This is a genomic window from Sodalis ligni (assembly GCF_016865525.2).
GTDB classification, from domain to species: Bacteria; Pseudomonadota; Gammaproteobacteria; order Enterobacterales; family Enterobacteriaceae; genus Acerihabitans; species Acerihabitans ligni.
Map to the genome: position 1 here is coordinate 3,262,218 of NZ_CP075169.1, position 16,883 is coordinate 3,279,100.

14 protein-coding genes and 2 pseudogenes are annotated in these 16,883 nt (G+C 59.2%); 7 read left to right on the forward strand and 9 right to left on the reverse strand.

Going from position 1 to position 16,883, the window contains the following annotated elements; all coding sequences use genetic code 11:
• Positions 1–21: 21 nt before the first annotated feature.
• Together corA and GTU79_RS15170 are read right to left on the reverse strand one after the other, a co-directional pair.
• Positions 22–993 carry a magnesium/cobalt transporter CorA gene (gene corA / locus GTU79_RS15165; protein ID WP_203521324.1) on the reverse strand — a complete coding sequence of 324 codons (972 nt, stop codon included), beginning with the start codon at positions 991–993 and terminating at the stop codon, positions 22–24.
• A 35-nt stretch (positions 994–1,028) separates the two neighbouring features.
• Positions 1,029–2,645 carry a peptide ABC transporter substrate-binding protein gene (locus tag GTU79_RS15170; RefSeq protein WP_203521323.1) on the reverse strand — a complete coding sequence of 539 codons (1,617 nt, stop codon included), beginning with the start codon at positions 2,643–2,645 and terminating at the stop codon, positions 1,029–1,031.
• A gap of 201 nt (positions 2,646–2,846) precedes the next feature.
• On the opposite strand from GTU79_RS15170, the gene mpaA reads away from it, so the two are divergent.
• A complete protein-coding gene (gene mpaA, locus GTU79_RS15175; RefSeq protein WP_203523057.1) occupies positions 2,847–3,554 on the forward strand; it encodes a murein tripeptide amidase MpaA in 708 nt (235 codons plus the stop codon).
• A gap of 24 nt (positions 3,555–3,578) precedes the next feature.
• Here the strand turns inward: mpaA and ycjG are convergent.
• Positions 3,579–4,564: pseudogene (gene ycjG, locus GTU79_RS15180) on the reverse strand (L-Ala-D/L-Glu epimerase).
• A 121-nt stretch (positions 4,565–4,685) separates the two neighbouring features.
• On the opposite strand from ycjG, the pseudogene tpx reads away from it, so the two are divergent.
• Positions 4,686–5,206 (forward strand): annotated as a pseudogene (gene tpx, locus GTU79_RS15185) (thiol peroxidase).
• A 54-nt stretch (positions 5,207–5,260) separates the two neighbouring features.
• Here the strand turns inward: tpx and tyrR are convergent.
• The 6 genes from tyrR to pspA form a co-directional block, all read right to left on the reverse strand.
• The gene (tyrR, locus tag GTU79_RS15190) at positions 5,261–6,832 is read right to left on the reverse strand and encodes a transcriptional regulator TyrR (RefSeq protein WP_203521321.1); all 1,572 of its coding nucleotides are present in this window, start codon (positions 6,830–6,832) and stop codon (positions 5,261–5,263) included.
• A 137-nt stretch (positions 6,833–6,969) separates the two neighbouring features.
• The gene (locus tag GTU79_RS15195) at positions 6,970–8,076 is read right to left on the reverse strand and encodes a YcjF family protein (RefSeq protein ID WP_420854108.1); all 1,107 of its coding nucleotides are present in this window, start codon (positions 8,074–8,076) and stop codon (positions 6,970–6,972) included.
• Entirely contained in the window at positions 8,073–9,458 is a 1,386-nt protein-coding gene (locus tag GTU79_RS15200) for a YcjX family GTP-binding protein (RefSeq protein ID WP_203521320.1), read from the reverse strand. Before GTU79_RS15200 ends, GTU79_RS15195 begins: the two co-directional genes overlap by 4 nt.
• Positions 9,459–9,569: 111 nt before the next feature.
• The gene (pspC, locus tag GTU79_RS15205; RefSeq protein WP_214513103.1) at positions 9,570–9,929 is read right to left on the reverse strand and encodes an envelope stress response membrane protein PspC; all 360 of its coding nucleotides are present in this window, start codon (positions 9,927–9,929) and stop codon (positions 9,570–9,572) included.
• A gap of 1 nt (position 9,930) precedes the next feature.
• Entirely contained in the window at positions 9,931–10,164 is a 234-nt protein-coding gene (pspB, locus tag GTU79_RS15210) for an envelope stress response membrane protein PspB (protein WP_132921449.1), read from the reverse strand.
• Positions 10,165–10,319: 155 nt separating this feature from the next.
• The gene (gene pspA, locus GTU79_RS15215) at positions 10,320–10,985 is read right to left on the reverse strand and encodes a phage shock protein PspA (RefSeq protein WP_132921448.1); all 666 of its coding nucleotides are present in this window, start codon (positions 10,983–10,985) and stop codon (positions 10,320–10,322) included.
• Positions 10,986–11,181: 196 nt separating this feature from the next.
• Here pspA and pspF point away from each other — a divergent pair, with 196 nt between their 5' ends.
• The 5 genes from pspF to sapD all read left to right on the forward strand — a co-directional run bounded on the left by pspF (position 11,182) and on the right by sapD (position 16,882).
• Positions 11,182–12,171, forward strand: a complete 990-nt coding sequence (pspF, locus tag GTU79_RS15220; RefSeq protein WP_203521318.1) for a phage shock protein operon transcriptional activator — start codon at positions 11,182–11,184, stop codon at positions 12,169–12,171.
• Between the two features lie 275 nt (positions 12,172–12,446).
• Positions 12,447–14,051, forward strand: coding sequence for an ABC transporter substrate-binding protein SapA (gene sapA, locus GTU79_RS15225; protein WP_253073664.1), 1,605 nt, complete (start codon positions 12,447–12,449; stop codon positions 14,049–14,051).
• Positions 14,048–15,013, forward strand: coding sequence for a putrescine export ABC transporter permease SapB (gene sapB, locus GTU79_RS15230; protein ID WP_203521316.1), 966 nt, complete (start codon positions 14,048–14,050; stop codon positions 15,011–15,013). The genes sapA and sapB overlap by 4 nt, the downstream gene beginning before the upstream one ends.
• A complete protein-coding gene (gene sapC, locus GTU79_RS15235) occupies positions 15,000–15,890 on the forward strand; it encodes a putrescine export ABC transporter permease SapC (protein WP_132921444.1) in 891 nt (296 codons plus the stop codon). The genes sapB and sapC overlap by 14 nt, the downstream gene beginning before the upstream one ends.
• The gene (gene sapD / locus GTU79_RS15240; RefSeq protein WP_132921443.1) at positions 15,890–16,882 is read left to right on the forward strand and encodes a putrescine export ABC transporter ATP-binding protein SapD; all 993 of its coding nucleotides are present in this window, start codon (positions 15,890–15,892) and stop codon (positions 16,880–16,882) included. Before sapC ends, sapD begins: the two co-directional genes overlap by 1 nt.
• Position 16,883: the final 1 nt, after the last annotated feature.

Here is a 16,883-nt window from a genome sequence, read left to right on the forward strand (position 1 = left end):
CTTACACCTTTTTTCGACTGACTATAACCAACCTGAACGTTTGAGTTTCCGATGCAGGGCAACACAGCCGGCAAGGGTCACCAGCAAAGTGACCGGATATCCCCAGGGCATTTTTAATTCCGGCATCGAGGCGAAGTTCATGCCGTACAGACTGAAGATAACCGTTGGCACCGCCAGGATAGCGCCCCACCCGGCCAACCGTTTTACCACTTCGTTTTGCCTGACCGATACCATCGCCAAATTCACATGCATCGCATTGGTCAACATTTCGCGCATATCATCGGTAAGCGTGATCACCTGATGAGCATGATCCTGGACGTCGCGGATATAGGCCCTCAGTTCTTTGGGAATAAAGGCTTCATGCAAATGAATCAACTGGTTGCAAATATCGTCGATGGGCACGGCGGCATTGTGCATAGCCAGCAGATCGCGGCGCAGTCGATAAACCTCTTCCACCGCCTGCGGATCGAACTCGGACTTGAACATGGCAGACTCGATGCCGTCAAATTGCGTCTCGTACTGGCCGATGATTTCCCGGTAATTATCCACCACAAAGTCCAGTATAGAATAGAGCGCGAATCCCGGCCCTTTGGCCAGCAGCTTGGGCGTTTCCTCCGCGCGCGCCCGAATGGCGGCGTAGCTGGAGGAGGCGCCGTGACGAACGGTAATCAGAAAATGCGCGCCGACGAAAAAATGTGTCTCGCCATACTGTATTTTATCATCCACCCGCTGGGCGGTTTTCACCACGATAAACAACGAGTCGCCGTAGGTTTCCAATTTTGGCCGCTGATGGGCGGTAAGCGCATCTTCGATGGCTAAGTCATGCAGATGGAATTCTTGCTGTATTTTTCGCATGAATGCATCATCGGGCGCAAACAGGCCTAACCAGACAAACGCGTCGGGCTGTTTTAACACCTCGCTGATGTCGTCGATGGTGACTTCACCTATTCGACGTCCCGCTTGGTAAGCAACGCTGTTTATCACCTTGTCCATTATTTATCCTGTACCATTCACCAGAAACGCCATTTTCAGTGCTTGAGAATATACATGCTTTGGCTGTAAGCCACATCCTCGGGATTATTAATTGGGTAGCCCTGCACCCAGGGCTTGATGAGCCGGCCGTTGGTGTATTGATAAATCGGCGCTATGGGCGCCTGTTCGGCGATAATATCTTCCGCCTTGTTGTAATCCGCCGCCAGCAGTTTGGCATTGGTTTGCCGGCTGGCCTGCTCCAGCAGGCGATCGTATTGGGGGTCGTTGAATTTGGCGATATTGCCGCTGTGCGCCGCGGTGAGCAGCGATAAGAAGGTGGAGGGCTCATTATAATCCCCCACCCAGGACGCGCGCACCACATCGAAATTACCGGTATTGCGGCTGTCGATATAGGACTTCCATTCCTGGTTTACCAGCTTGACATTCACCCCGAGTTTTTTCTTCCACATGGAGGCGACGGCGATAGCGATTTTTTCGTTGCCTTCGGAAGTATTGTACAACAGATTCAGGGTAATAGGTTTATCCGGGCCGTAACCCGCCGCCGTCATCAGTACCTTGGCTTCGGCATCCAACTCCTCCTGGGAGTGCTGCTGCAGATAATTCGGCACGGGCTTATAACCGGCGGTGACGTCGGGGGTCAGGTGAAAGGCGGGTTTTTCGCCGCTGCCCACCACCTTCTCCGCGATAATCCGGCGGTCGATGGCGTAAGACAGCGCTTTGCGCACCCGCACGTCGCTGGTGGGCGCGCGCCGGGTATTAAACGCGTAATAGTAAGTTCCCAACTGGGGAGGGGTATACACCTGGCCGGGAATATCCTTTAGCAGTTGCTGATAGCGGGGTTTCGGAAAGGATTCGGTAATATCAATATCATTGGCGAGATAGCGGTTCAGCGCCGAAGACTCCTGATTGATGGGAATAAACGTTACCTGCGTTAATACCGTATGCCGATGATCCCAGTAGTACGGGTTGGGCGCCAGCACCAGTTTTTCATTGACTACCCGTTGCTGGAGCTGAAACGCGCCGTTGCCCACCAGATTGCCCACTTTGGTCCAGTTATTGCCGTATTTCTCTACCGTGGCGCGGTGAACCGGGAATAAACTGAAGTTAGCCGTCAGGCTGGCAAAATACGGTACCGGTTTATCCAGCTCCACTTTCAGGGTGTAGTCGTCCGGTGCGCTGACCCCAAGCCGCTCGGCCGGCGCTTTGCCGGCGATGATGTCGCCGGCGTTGGCCAGCCCCGCCAGCTGGGTAAACCAGGCAAAGGGAGACAGATTTTTCGGATCCGCCAGCCGCCGCCAGCTGTAGACAAAATCACCGGCGGTGACAGGGTCACCATTAGACCAGCGGGCGTCATGGCGCAGATGAAAAACAAAGGTGCGGTTGTCGTTGGTTTGCCAGCTGACGGCCACGCCCGGAATCAAATGCCCGTCGGCGTCCTGGTTAACCAGCCCCTCGAAGAGATCCCGCGTGACTTCCGCTTCCGTCAGGCCGACGCCTTTGATGGGGTCCAGCGAGGCCGGTTCGTCTTTGATGTGCCGGACGATATGCTGTACCGGGGACAGCTGAACGCCGGGCGGCGGCGTGGCGCCGCGGGCGATGCCGCAGCAGGCAATGATTAAGGAGGCACAGAGTGCTAATTTGGAACCAGGCATAAGCTTTTCCTTGAAGTCATAATCGGCGCATCACCCGGGCGCGGGCCGGATAATGGCGGCCGTGCCGTGCTTTAGCATAAAAAAGTTCGGGACTAAAAGTGTTAAAACTAAAAGTCTGCCGACAAAAGTCGTAAGGCGAAGGTCTTTTGCGATAAAGTATTATCAGTCAATGTAACTCATTAGATTATGGCAGAAAACCCCATGACCGTATTCCATCCCCGCCCGCAGCGGGGCAAGCTTATTTTTCCCGGTACCCCCTTTGGCAAATCGGTACTGGGCGCGCCGATGCTGTTTTTCCGCGCCGCCGACGCCGGTCCGGATACCGGATTAATCATTGCCGGCACCCACGGCGATGAAACCGCGGGGGTGGTGGCGCTGTCCTGCGCACTGCGCACTCTCGGCGCAAAGCCGCCGCGCCATCATCTGGTTTTGGCGGTGAATCCGGACGGCTGTCAGCTGGGATTGCGCGCGAACGCCAACGGGGTCGATCTGAACCGCAATTTCCCGACCGGCAACTGGCGGCCCATGGATACCCTTTACCGCTGGACCAGCGCAAGCGAAGCACGGGACGTGGCGCTCTCCCCCGGCACCGCGCCGGGTTCGGAGCCGGAAACCCGGGCGCTGTGCGGGTTGATAGCGCAATTAAAACCGGCCTGGGTGGTTTCGTTCCATGAGCCCCTGGCCTGTATCGAACAGCAGGCCCGTTCGCCCCTGGCGCTATGGCTGGCGGAGCGGCTTTCGCTGCCGCTGGTGGACAGCGTCGGCTACGCGACCCCAGGTTCCTTCGGCAGCTGGTGCGAGGAGCAATCCCTGCCCTGCATCACCGCCGAACTGCCCGCCGTCTCGGCGGATGCCGCCACCACGGATTATCTGGACGCCCTGGTGGATTTATTGCGTTACAGAGTCTGAAAACCGACCCCGGAACGGATAACGTTATTCCAGCAGGATAGACCCGCAGCCGAACGTCAGATGGGGTTGCGCATCCATGGAGAGCCAGGTCGGCCCGTCCAGGTCAATAAACCGCGCCGCCGGGGCCAGCGGCAAGGCGGCGGCAATGGCCCTGGATGTGCACAGCATGCAGCCGAGCATAATGCCGAACCCCTGCTCTCCCGCCTGCCGGGCCAGCAGCAGCGCTTCGGTCAGGCCGCCGGTTTTGTCCAGTTTGATGTTCACCATCTCATAGTTGTCCTTAAGCGCCGGTAGTTGCTGGCGGGTATGGCAACTTTCATCGGCGCAGATCGGCAGCGGATGGATAAAATGCTGTAACGCGGCATCCTGCTCCGCGGGCAGCGGCTGTTCGAGCATCGCCACCCCCAGATCCGCCAATAATTGGCAGCGGGAGGCTAATCCTTCGGGATGCCAGGCTTCATTGGCATCGACAATGAGGGTCGCCGCCGGAACGGCGGTACGAATAGCCACCATCCGCTCGGTTATCAGCCGATCGTCGAGCTTGATTTTCAGCAGCCTGGCGCCTTTTTGCCAGAATGCCTGCGCGGCTTCGGCCATGGCCTGGGGTTCATCGATGCCCAGGGTCTGCGCCATGGCGATGGTTGCCGGCAGCTGGACGCCGGCGTACTGCGCCAGCGTTTGTCCGCTCAACTGGCGCTCCACATCCCACAGCGCGCAATCCACCGCGTTGCGGGCCGCGCCGGCGGGGAGCAATTGCTGCAGTATTTCCCGCGAAACGCCCTGTTCGATGGGATGCAGCACCGAGGTCAGCTGTTCCAGCACCGATTGTTCGCTCTCTCCGTAACGGGGATAAGGGGTGCATTCGCCGATACCCTTAACACCGTCCTGCTCTATTTCCACCACCACCACTTTTGCTTCCGTACGGCTGCCCCGTGAAATCACAAAGGCGTATGGAGCGGCCATAAAAACGCATTACTCTCATCGTCGGTCCTCGGATTGATGGTTGCCATAGGATCCTCCCGGCCCATAAATCCTGTTAATTTAGAAAGTTATTATTGTAAAAATCCGGCTATCTTCGCTTTTCGTCATCTTTTAGACTGGATTTGATGTTAAGCAGACAAGGAACCCAGTATGGCAGAAACAGTTTATTTTCAGGGTAATCCGGTCAGGGTGGCGGATTCGCTGCCACAGCCCGGTGATACGGCTCCGGACTTTTCACTGGTGGCCAAAGATCTCTTAGACATAACGTTAAACAACCATACCGGCAAACGCAAGTTGCTGAATATCTTCCCAGTATCGACACCGCCATTTGCGCGGCCACGGTGCGCCGTTTCAATCAAATCGCCGCCGATCTGGAAAATACCGTGGTGCTGTGCATTTCCGCCGATTTACCGTTCGCCCAGTCACGTTTTTGCGGTACGGAAGGATTGCATCGCGTCATTACCTTATCCACCCTGCGCGACCGTCAATTCATGCGCCGCTATGGAGTGGAAATCACCGATGGCCCGCTGAAAGGGCTGACCGCGCGGGCGGTCATGGTGCTCGATGAACGCAACAAGGTGCTGTACAGCCAACGGGTGGCGGAAATCACCCATGAGCCGGATTATGACCGGGCGCTGTCTGTCCTGAGGGAAGCGCCGGCCCGCAATTGACCCTGCGGGCCGGGCAATGGAGGAGCAGGCGGGCGCGAACGGCGCGGCGTGGTTTTATGCTTCCTCGTCCTCGCCGGGCTTTTTGCTGCTCAGTCCGTACTCGCGCAGCTTGTTGGCGATGGCGGTGTGCGAGACGCCCAGTCTTTTCGCCAGCTTTCGGGTACTGGGATAGGTGCGATAAAGCCGGGTGAGCACCGAGCGCTCGAACCTTTTACTGATATCGTCCAGGGAGCCGTCCAGCACCTCTTCGGACATCGGCAGCGACAGGGCAAAATCCGGCAGATCGATGTCGTCGACGCCTATCGCCGGGCCATCCAACTGCGCCATGGCGCGATAAAGCACATTTTTCAGCTGCCGGACGTTGCCCGGCCAGGCGTACTGCGCCAGCATGGCCGTTAACTCAGGGGCCAGCCGCGGACGCGGCACGCCCTGCTCGTCGCAGAACCGGGCGATAAAGAGCGACGTAAGGGGCATGATGTCATCCGGCCGCTCCCGCAGCGGCGGCAGATTCAGGGTCAATACGTTCAGGCGGTAATAGAGATCCTCGCGAAACTGCCCTTTATGCACCAGCTCCAGAAGATTTTTCTGGGTCGCGCAGATAACCCGGACATCCACATGCATTTCCTGATCTTCGCCCACCCGGCGAAAGGTCCCGTCGTTGAGGAAACGCAGCAGTTTCGTTTGCATGCGGGGGGACATCTCGCCGATCTCGTCCAATAGCACCGAACCGCCGCCGGCCTGTTCGAAAAAGCCCTTTTTGCTTTCCAGCGCGTTGGGATAAGCGCCGGCGGCGTGGCCGAACAGTTCGCTTTCCGCCACGTCATCCGGCAGCGCGGCGCAGTTAAGGGCCAGGAACGGCTGTTTGCCGCGCGGGCTGCGCAAATGGCAGGCATGGGCCATCAAATCTTTACCGGTGCCGGTCTCGCCGACGATCAGCAGGGGCGCGTCCAGCATGGCCAGTTTGCGCGCATGCTCCACGACCTGGCGCATTTTGACGCTGGCGGCAATGATATGACCGAATTCGCTGTCGTCATTGGGGCCGGTTTCCTGTAACTGCCGTCCCATGCGGACTGCGGACTTCAGCAAGATTACCGCCCCCGCCGCCGCCGGTTTGCCGTCATCGTCCGCCAGCCGGACGGGCGTGATGTCCATTAAAAAATCCTGCCCCGCCAATACCACCCGCCGGCTATCGGCCGCGGGACGCTCATTCTCCAGCCAACGGGTAAAATTGAACCCGCCGATAAAGCCGCCGATGGGCTGGCGGCGCATTTTTTCCGCCGGCAGGTTGAACAGCGCCAAGGCCGCCGGATTGGTCAGTTCCACTTTGCCTTTAAGATCCACGGACAACACCGGTTCGGGCATGGCGGCCAACAATGCTTCCAGGGCGCGATGCTCCCGTTCCGAAGGCATGAAGGCCAGGGTACGGACATCGGTCACGCCCTGGATCCGGCGAATCTCCGCCATTAACCCGGGGAAAGTGTCCCTTTCCACCAGTGCAACATTTAAATAGATCCTGCCGGCGGGATCGATTTCGATGCCGCGTAAATCAATATTGCGCGATGCCAACAGGTCCAGCAGTTCCCGGGCCAGGCCGAGGCGATCTTCACAAAAAACTTCTAAACGCATGCCGCGCCTCTTGACGATTGATGGGCGAATCCTGGGGATATCATACGTTGCACTGCAGCCGGGATGAAGCCGTCTGTCACAAAAAGTTGACAGACGGAAAGAAATTCAGCCATCGGACCGGGAGCGCCCGCCGCCGGTCAGGGAAGGTTTTTCCGCTCAAGGAGAGATTTCAGCTGGCCGATGAGTTCACGGCGGTAATCGCCCAGGCGGGGCTTGTCGCCGTTTAACCAGGGCAGCGGGCGGCAAAGCTCCATCGCTTTGATACCCAGCCGCGCGGTCAGCAGCCCGGCCCCCATGCCCTGCGCGATGCGGGCCGAGAGGCGGGCGGCCAGATCCTGCGACATCCAGTCCATACCCATTTCGCGGACCCATTCGCTGACGCCGGCGAATGCGATATTCAGCAGCACCCGCCGGAACAGACGTATACGGCTGAAATAACCCACCCCGATACCGTATATCGCCGCGATTCGATTGATTAACCGCAGGTTGCGCCAGGCGATAAACCCCATACCCACCACCGCCAGCGGACTGACCGCGATCATCAGGGCGGATTCGGCGGCGGAGCGGCTGATTTCCCGCCGGGCGCGGCGGTCGATAACCGGCTGCACCATGCGGGCATACAATTCCACCACCTCCCGGTCGCTGTGGGTATCCTGCAGCGCGGCCAGCCAATGCACCAGGGCCGGGTGGCCCTGGCGGATACCGGCCCGTCCGGCCAGGCCAAGGCAAAACTCCCGGCTCTGGCCGAGGGCGTGGCTGCGCAGCAGCTCGCCGGCGCGATCGCGCTCTTCGGCCCGCTGCCGCAGACGATAGAGCCGGCGCCATTCAGCCGCCAGCGAACCGGCGCCGGCCAGGATAATCAGGGTGCCCGCCCCCAGCGTACCCAGGGCGAACCAATCCTGTTGCTGCCAGGCCCGGCCAAACCACGATCCCATCTGCGCCAGTGCGCTTATGGCGAACAATCCTGCGCCGGCCGTCACCAGGCGGCGCCAGATGCTCCGTTTGGGCTTTAACGCGTCGTCCAGCCAGCGTTCCGGCCGCCCCGGTTTATTTTCACCGGCATCGGTTTCGTCGGCGTCCCCGAGCGGCTCGAAGACTATTTCCTGCTGCGGATCGAAAACCTGCGCACGCCGCAGCGCGGGCTCTTCGGGGGCAACAACCGGTTGTTCAAAATCAATGCGGGCTTGAATGGCATCCTCACCGGGACGGTGAGCCTCCATGCCGGGTTTAATAGGTTCGGTCATCGCAATTTATCCCCCAACAGAAACTCCATCACCGCATCCAGGCGGATATGGGGCAGCGGCATATCCGGGTCCATCTGCCGCGGCCGGAAATCTTCGAACTGAAAACCCTGCTTATGCCAGAACGCCGCGCCGGGCAGCCGCGGGGGGACGTCGCCGGGATAGAGCGTCAGCGGCTGGCTGTCCCGCAGGCGGAACCCCTTCAGCGCCGGGATGTTTTTCCCCTGCAGGGCCACCGTGCCGCCCTCGGTGGCCCGCACCGAGGCCAGGCCGGCGCACTCCATGGCGATGCCTTCAAAGGCGGCGTTACGCCAGGCATCCTGAATTAACTGCTGCAGCAGCGACACCAGATTGGCCTGCTGATCGGCGGTGATGTGATCCGCTTTACTGGCGGCGAACATCAGCTTGTCGATGCAGGGAGAAAACAGCCGGCGGTAGAGCGTACGTTTGCCGTAGTGGAAACTGCGCATCAGCTGGCTCAGGGCCAGACGCATATCGTTAAAGGCATCGGGGCCGCCGTTCAGCGCTTGCAGGCAGTCCACCAGCACTATCTGGCGATCGAAACCGGTAAAATGATCTTTATAAAACCCTTTTACCACGGTCTGGCAATAATAGTGATAACGCTCCCGCAGCATACCGAGATTGGTGGTTTTCGGCGCCTGGAGCAATTGGCTTTCCGGCAGGGTTCCGCCCGCCGGCCAGGGGAAAAACTGCAGCGCCGGCGCATCCGCCATGTCACCGGGCAACACAAAACGTCCCGGCTGGATAAAATACCGGCCCTGCTGTTTGCAATGCAGCAGATAACGGGTGTATTGCGCGGCAATCTCCGCCAGCGCACGCTCATCCGCCGGCGCCAGCGGATCAAGGGCGGCGCATTTTTTCAGCCAGGGCCCGGCCCATAAAGCGCGATCTCCCTGCAGTAATCCGGCCATTTGACCGGACCAGCCCAGGTAATCCTGCTCCAGCATCGGTAAATCCAGCAGCCACTCCCCCGGATAATCAACGATTTCCAGATAGAGGGTGCCGGTATCCTTGATATGGCGCCACAGCGCATCCCGGGACCGGTAGCGCAGCGCCAGCCGCATTTCGCTGACGCCGCGGGTAGGCAGGGGCCAGGCGGGGGGCGTGCCGTATAACGCGGCGATGCCTTCATCGTAGGCGAAACGGGAAATGCCCAGATGGCGCTGCGGCACCCGCTTGGCCCCCAGCAGGCGGCCGCCGTCCGCCGCTGAAAACATCGGCAGGCGCGCGCCGTTGTTCACCATCAGCAGTTGATTGACAAAAGAGGTTATAAAGGCGGTTTTGCCGCTGCGGCTTAATCCGGTTACCGCCAGGCGCAGATGGCGATCGATGCCGCGATTCAGCCATTGATTCAGAGCGTCCATTCCAGTTTTCCACATGGCAAAAGTTGATTATGTCGTGGATTGCATCCCCAGACAAATCCGGCTCTCCGCCCGTTGCTTCGTCATCAGCCGGCAAACCCGGCGCCACGCGTGTTATAAGTGGCGGAACCGGTTACGCAGGCCAAAGGTTTCGGAGGTGACATAACGCTCGACCCGGCGCAGATGCTGCTCGCTGTCCTTAAGCTGCATCTCCAGCACGTCCAGTTGCCGACCGGGGGGCATGGCGGCGAAATAAAAACCTTCGGCACCCGCCGGCGCGGGTTCCAGCCAATACGCCAGGATGGCGTAAGCGATGATGGTCAGCATAAACAGTCCGAAAAACATCGACAGCACCACGATAATCCGCACCAGCCGCACCGGAATATCAAAATAGTGCGCCAGGCCGGCGCAGACCCCTTTGATCATGCCCTCGTCGGGCCGGCGGAACAGCTGTTTTTTCGTTATTCCATTCATCCTATTGTTGCCTCCAGTCGGGGTATTCCGCATCCAGAATATCCTCCAACGCCCGGATACGCGTCTGCATCCGCTGCGCCTCTTCCTGGAGCTGCGCCAATCGCCGGGCATCCTGCGTCTGAAAAAGCGACCCCTGCCGACGGCGATTGCCATAATGCAACCACAGCCATACCGGCGCCACAAACAGCAAAAACACGGTCAAGGGTATGGCGAGCACAATCAACACTGCAGTCATGATGACTCCTTATCATCGGGAAGGCGGCAACTCGCATTATTTAGGGTAATTGCTCATTGATAAACTGGTTGCCAAAGTGCTCGGCCGGGACGGTTTACTCTTCTGGCAGCCTGTCCCGCCTTATTGACGCCGAGTACGTTTGTCAGCAGCCTTCATTATTCGGTTTTATTCATTTGCGCTTTCAGGGCCGCCAGCTGTTGGCTGATTTCATCATCCGCTTTCAATTCGGCGAACTGCTGGTCCAGCGATTTTTGTTTGCCGAAGCCGACGCTTTCGGCTTCGGCCTCCATGCTGTCGATACGGCGTTCGAACTGTTCAAATCGGGCCATGGCTTCGTCGATTTTACCGCTGTCCAGCTGACGGCGGATATCCCGGGAAGAAGCGGCGGCCTGATGGCGCAGCGCCAGGGTTTTCTGGCGGGCGCGGGTTTCCGCCAGCTTATTCTCAAGCTCGCCTATTTCACGTTTCATGCGATCCAGCGTTTCTTCAATCACCGACACGTCCTGATGCAGGGCGGCGACAATTTTGGTGAGGCGCTGCTTTTCCATCAGCGCGGCGCGCGCCAGGTCTTCTTTGTTTTTGGTCAGGGCCAATTCGGCTTTTGCCTGCCAGTCGGCCTGCTGCGTTTCCCCCTGGCTGATACGCCGCAACAACTGTTTCTTTTCCGCCAGCGCCTGGGCGGAGGTGGTGCGCACCTCGACCAGGGTATCCTCCATTTCCTGAATCATCAGGCGGACCAGTTTTTCCGGATCTTCCGCCTTATCCAGTAAGGCATTGATATTGGCGTTCACGATATCGGTGAAACGAGAAAAAATACCCATTGCAGATCCCCTTTATATCTAGCCGGTTAACGACTGAAAATGTGTTCATAATGAACATGCCCTACAGAGTGGATTACAAATAGCGTGCCAATAATGCAAGGATTTTAATGCATTGATTTTATATATTTTTTATAATTGCTCTTCGTTAGGCTTCCGCTATAGTGATTATATATACCAACTGTTGGCGAAATTCACCATGGCGGATCATCATGAAAACCTGCTGGGGCAATCCAATAATTTCCTGGAAGTGCTGGAACAGGTCTCCCGGCTGGCGCGGCTGAACAAGCCGGTGTTGGTCATCGGCGAACGGGGAACCGGTAAAGAGCTGATAGCCCGGCGGCTCCATTACCTCTCCCCCCGCTGGCAGGGTCCGTTCATCTCCCTTAACTGCGCCGCCTTGAATGAAAACCTGCTGGATTCGGAACTGTTCGGCCACGAGGCAGGGGCCTTTACCGGCGCGCAAAAACGTCACCAGGGACGGTTCGAGAGGGCGGACGGCGGCACCCTGTTTCTGGATGAGCTGGCTACCGCGCCGGTGATGGTGCAGGAAAAATTACTCAGGGTGATTGAATACGGCGAACTGGAACGGGTGGGCGGCAGCCAGCCGCTGCAAGTGGACGTCCGGCTGGTGTGCGCCACCCATGCCGACTTGCCCCGCCTGGCCAAAGCCGGCGATTTCCGCGCCGATTTGCTGGACCGGCTGGCGTTTGACGTGGTGGCGCTGCCGCCGCTGCGGGCAAGGCAGCAGGATATTATGGTCATGGCGGAGCATTTTGCCATCCAGATGTGCCGGGAAATCGATTTGCCGCTGTTTCCCGGCTTTACCCCGGCGGCGAGACAAACGCTGCTGGCGTACCACTGGCCCGGCAATGTCCGGGAGCTGAAAAACGTGGTGGAGCGGTCGATTTATCGTCACGGCAGCAGCGATCGTCCCTTGGACGCAATACTGCTCGATCCCTTCGCGGCGGTGAACGCCGCCGCCGACCCGGACGAGACGCCCGACGGCGCCCCGGCGGCGCTGCCGCTGGATTTGAAAGCCTGGCTTGAACAACAGGAGAAATACTGGATAGAGCGCGCGCTGGCGCAGGCACGGTATAATCAGCGCCAGGCCGCCGATCTGTTGTCATTGAGCTACCACCAGCTTCGGGGGATAATGAAAAAACACGCCGTTAAGGTCAGCGCATAGCCCTGATGACAGGGCGCCTGGTGCCTGCTAATGCTTCTCACTATCATTTGCAAAGCTTTTTGATGATAACCGTTCTCATCCTTTTATTCCGGTGGCGGCGTTTTCAGGCGCAATCCGGCCAATTGGCGCTTTTAGCGCCGATCCCGCCGGATTATTGACGGCATAAATTGGGTGTCGCGCCAGAGTGAGGTAAACTGGAACCATTATCCGGTAGGATCCAAGTGGTTATGGGAATAAAACGTTCTTCTATACTGGCGCTGTTATGGGTAACCGTCATGGCGTCATCGGGGCTGCCCACGATGGCGGCCCAGACGCCCTCTCCGCCTGACATTCGGCAAAGCGGCTTTGTTTATTGCGTGAACGGCTTGCTGAATACGTTCAACCCGCAAATGGCCAGCAGCGGGCTGACGGTGGATACCCTCTCGGCGCAAATCTACGATCGTCTATTGGATGTGGATCCCTATACCTATCGGCTGATCCCCGAACTGGCGCAAAGCTGGGAAGTGCTGGACAACGGCGCGACTTATCGTTTCCATTTGCGGAAAAACGTTCCGTTCCAGCGCACCGCCTGGTTTACGCCCACCCGCAACTTGAACGCGGATGACGTGGTGTTCAGCTTTGCCCGCATGTTTGATATCCACCACCCTTACCACGATGTCAACGGCGGCGACTATCCCTACTTCGACAGTCTGCAGTTTCCCGACTCGGTGCAAAGCGTGCGCAAGCTGGACAACGACACGGTGGAGTTTCGGCTCAACAGCCCGGATGCTTCCTTTCTCTGGCATATCGCCACCCACTACGCGCCGGTGCTGTCGGAGGAGTACGCCGAACAGCTCACCGCCGCCGGCCGGCAGGAACAAATCGATCGCCAGCCGGTGGGCACCGGACCATTCATGCTTAACGAATACCGGGCCGGCCAGTTTATCCGCCTGCTGCGCCATGACGCCTACTGGCGCGGCCGGCCGCGGATGTCGCAGGTGGTCATCGATTTGGGCGCCGGCGGCATCGGCCGCTTGTCCAAGCTGCTGACCGGGGAGTGCGACGTCCTGGCCTATCCCGCCGCCAGCCAGCTTCCGGTGCTGCGCGACGACCCGCGCCTGCGGCTGACCCTGCGGCCCGGAATGAATATCGCCTATCTGGCGTTCAATACCGCCAAACCGCCGCTGGACGATGTGCGGGTGCGCCAGGCCATCGCCCTGTCCATCAACAATCAGCGCCTGATGCAGTCCATCTATTACGGCACCGCCGAGACCGCCGCCTCGATCCTGCCGCGCGCCTCCTGGGCCTATGACAACGAGGCCAAGGTCAGCGAATATAACCCCGACAAGGCGCGGGCGCTCCTGCACGCCATCGGCAAAGACAACATGGAGCTGCGTTTATGGGTGCCCACGGCTTCGCAATCCTATAATCCCAGCCCGCTGAAAACCGCTGAGCTTATCCAGGCGGACCTGGCGCAGGTGGGCATCAAGGTGATTATCGTCCCGGTGGAGGGCCGGTTCCAGGAGGCCCGGCTGATGACCATGAACCACGACCTGACGCTGGCGGGCTGGTCTACCGACAGCAACGATCCGGACAGCTTCTTCCGGCCGCTGCTCAGCTGCGCCGCCATCCGCTCGCAAACCAACTATGCTCACTGGTGCCAGCCCCTGTTCGACCAATTGCTGCGCTCGGCGCTGCTGTCGCAGCAGCTGGCCGGACGCATGGAGACCTACCGGGATGCGCAGCGGATGCTGGAGGAGCAGCTGCCGGTACTGCCGCTGGCATCGTCGCTGCGCCTGCAGGCCTATCGCTACGATATCAAAGGATTAGTGCTCAGCCCCTTCGGCAATGCCTCCTTTGCCGGGGTTTACCGGGATGACTCCCAGGAACCGAAACCATGATTATATTTATCCTGCGCCGGCTGCTGCTGCTGCTGATTACGCTGTTTTTCCTGTCGCTGGTGGGCTTTAGCCTCAGTTATTTCACCCCCAGCGCGCCGTTGAGCGGCGCGGCGCTCGCCGATGCCTATTTCTATTACTTCAACGGCCTGCTGCATCTGGATTTCGGCGTGTCCAGCATCAACGGCCAGTCCATCGGCCAGCAGCTGCGCGAAGTGTTCCCCGCCACCCTGGAGCTCTGCATACTGGCCTTTGTCCTGGCGCTTATCGTCGGCATCCCCCTGGGCATCGTCGCCGGGGTGACGCGCAATAAATGGCAGGATATCGGCATCAGCATCTTCGCCTTGCTGGGCCTGTCAATGCCGGTGTTCTGGCTGGCGCTGCTGCTGACGCTGTTTTTCGCCCTGCATCTGGGCTGGTTTCCGGTCTCCGGGCGTTATGATCTGCTCTATCAGATTAAACCGGTTACCGGCTTCGCCCTGCTGGATGCCTGGCTTTCCGATTCCCCATACCGCCACGAAATGATAACCAGCACCCTGCGGCACATGGTGCTGCCCATCATCGCCCTGGCGGTGGCCCCCACCACCGAGGTGATAAGGCTGATGCGCATCAGTACCGACGAGGTGTTCGCCCAGAATTACATCAAGGCGGCGGCGACCCGCGGCTTGACGCTGACCACCATTATCCGCCGGCATGTTGTGCATAATGCCCTGCCCCCCATTATCCCCAAACTGGGATTGCAGTTTTCCACCATGCTGACGCTGGCCATGATTACCGAGGTGGTCTTCAGCTGGCCCGGCGTGGGCCGCTGGTTGATCAACGCCATACGCCAGCAGGATTACGCCGCCATTTCCGCCGGCGTCATGGCGGTGGGATCGCTGGTGATTGCCGTCAATGTGCTGGCGGATGTGGTGGGCGCGCTGGCCAATCCGCTGCGCCATAAGGAGTGGTATGCTCTCCGATAATATTTATCGCGAAAAACGCATGGCCAGTCCGCTGCGTTATATCTGGCGCATCTTTTACCATGACGCCATGTCGATGATTGGCCTGTACGGTTTTATGCTGCTGATCCTGCTGTGCGTGTTCGGTTCGGTGGTGGCGCCTTATGCCCTGGATCAGCAGTTTCTCGGCTACCAGCTCCTGCCGCCCTCCTGGTCGCGCTACGGCGATGTCTCCTTCTTCCTGGGCACCGACGATCTGGGCCGCGATGTGCTCAGCCGCCTGTTAACCGGCACCGCCCCCACCTTCGGCGCGGCGCTGCTGTTAACCATACTGGCTTGTGCCTTCGGACTGCTGCTGGGAGTGCTGGCGGGCATTAGCCGCGGCCTGCGCTCGGCGGCGCTCAATCATGTGCTGGACACGCTCTTATCCATTCCGTCGCTGCTGCTGGCCATCGTGGTGGTGGCGTTTATCGGCCCCTCCCTCGGGCACGCCATGCTGGCGGTGGGGCTGGCCATTTTACCGCGTATCGTGCGCACGGTTTACGGCGCGGTGCATGACGAACTGGAAAAAGAGTATGTGCTGGCGGTGCGCATCGACGGCGCATCGATGCCGCATATCCTGCGCTATGCGGTACTGCCCAATATCGCCAGCGTCCTGGTGTCCGATTTCACCCGCGCCCTGTCCATGGCCATTCTGGATATCGCCGCCCTCGGCTTTCTCGATCTCGGGGCGCAGTTGCCGTCGCCGGAATGGGGCGCCATGATGGGGGATACGCTGGAACTGGTCTATGCCGCGCCTTGGACCGTGATGCTGCCGGGAGGCGCCATTATGTTAAGCGTGCTGATCGTGAATATACTGGGCGACGGCATTCGCCGCGCCATGATTGCGGAGGTGGAATAATGCCGTTAATGGATATCCGTAATCTCACTATCGAATTCATGACCGCCGAAGGGCCGGTGAAAGCGGTGGATCGGGTCAGTTTCACCCTGGTTGAAGGGGAAGTGCGCGGTCTGGTGGGTGAATCCGGCTCCGGCAAGAGCCTGATAGCCAAAGCCATCTGCGGCGTCACCAAGGATAACTGGCGGGTCACGGCGGACCGGTTTCGCTTCGACGACATCGATTTATTGCAGCTGAGCCCGCGCCAGCGGCGCCGGCTGGTGGGCCATAACGTCTCGATGATTTTCCAGGAGCCGCAATCCTGCCTCGATCCGTCGGAAACCATCGGCCGCCAGCTGATTCAGGTGATCCCGGGCTGGACCTATAAAGGGCTGTGGTGGCAACGGTTCGGCTGGCGCAAACGCCGGGCCATCGAGCTGCTGCACCGGGTGGGCATCAAGGATCATAGCAATATCATGGGCAGCTATCCTTACGAGCTCACCGAGGGGGAGTGCCAGAAGGTGATGATCGCCATCGCCCTGGCCAATCAGCCCCGTCTGCTGATTGCCGACGAGCCCACCAACGCTATGGAACCCACCACCCAGGCGCAGATATTCCGGCTGCTGGCGGGGCTGAACCAGAATAACAACACCACCATCCTGCTGATCAGCCACGATATCCAGATGATGAGCAAATGGGCCAACCGTATCAATGTGCTCTACTGTGGCCAGACTGTGGAGAGCGCTACCTGCGAGGAGCTCATAGCCACCCCCCATCATCCCTACACCCAGGCGCTGATCCGCGCCATTCCGGATTTCGGCCGATCCATGCCGCCGAAAAGCCGCCTGAATACCCTGCCCGGCGGCATTCCCTCCCTGGAGCATTTGCCCATCGGCTGCCGCCTGGGGCCCCGCTGCCCTTACGCGCAGAAAACCTGTATTGAAATGCCGCCACTGGAGCCGATAAAGAACCACTGGTTCGCCTGTCATTTCCCCCTCAATATGGAAGGGCAATAAG

Bases quoted from the DNA above. Each gene is read 5' to 3' on its own strand.
- corA (WP_203521324.1), bottom strand. From the start codon at position 993: ATGGACAAGGTGATAAACAGCGTTGCTTACCAAGCGGGACGTCGAATA.
- GTU79_RS15170 (WP_203521323.1), bottom strand. From the start codon at position 2,645: ATGCCTGGTTCCAAATTAGCACTCTGTGCCTCCTTAATCATTGCCTGC.
- mpaA (WP_203523057.1), top strand. From the start codon at position 2,847: ATGACCGTATTCCATCCCCGCCCGCAGCGGGGCAAGCTTATTTTTCCC.
- tyrR (WP_203521321.1), bottom strand. From the start codon at position 6,832: ATGCGTTTAGAAGTTTTTTGTGAAGATCGCCTCGGCCTGGCCCGGGAA.
- GTU79_RS15195 (WP_420854108.1), bottom strand. From the start codon at position 8,076: ATGACCGAACCTATTAAACCCGGCATGGAGGCTCACCGTCCCGGTGAG.
- GTU79_RS15200 (WP_203521320.1), bottom strand. From the start codon at position 9,458: ATGGACGCTCTGAATCAATGGCTGAATCGCGGCATCGATCGCCATCTG.
- pspC (WP_214513103.1), bottom strand. From the start codon at position 9,929: ATGAATGGAATAACGAAAAAACAGCTGTTCCGCCGGCCCGACGAGGGC.
- pspB (WP_132921449.1), bottom strand. From the start codon at position 10,164: ATGACTGCAGTGTTGATTGTGCTCGCCATACCCTTGACCGTGTTTTTG.
- pspA (WP_132921448.1), bottom strand. From the start codon at position 10,985: ATGGGTATTTTTTCTCGTTTCACCGATATCGTGAACGCCAATATCAAT.
- pspF (WP_203521318.1), top strand. From the start codon at position 11,182: ATGGCGGATCATCATGAAAACCTGCTGGGGCAATCCAATAATTTCCTG.
- sapA (WP_253073664.1), top strand. From the start codon at position 12,447: ATGGCGTCATCGGGGCTGCCCACGATGGCGGCCCAGACGCCCTCTCCG.
- sapB (WP_203521316.1), top strand. From the start codon at position 14,048: ATGATTATATTTATCCTGCGCCGGCTGCTGCTGCTGCTGATTACGCTG.
- sapC (WP_132921444.1), top strand. From the start codon at position 15,000: ATGCTCTCCGATAATATTTATCGCGAAAAACGCATGGCCAGTCCGCTG.
- sapD (WP_132921443.1), top strand. From the start codon at position 15,890: ATGCCGTTAATGGATATCCGTAATCTCACTATCGAATTCATGACCGCC.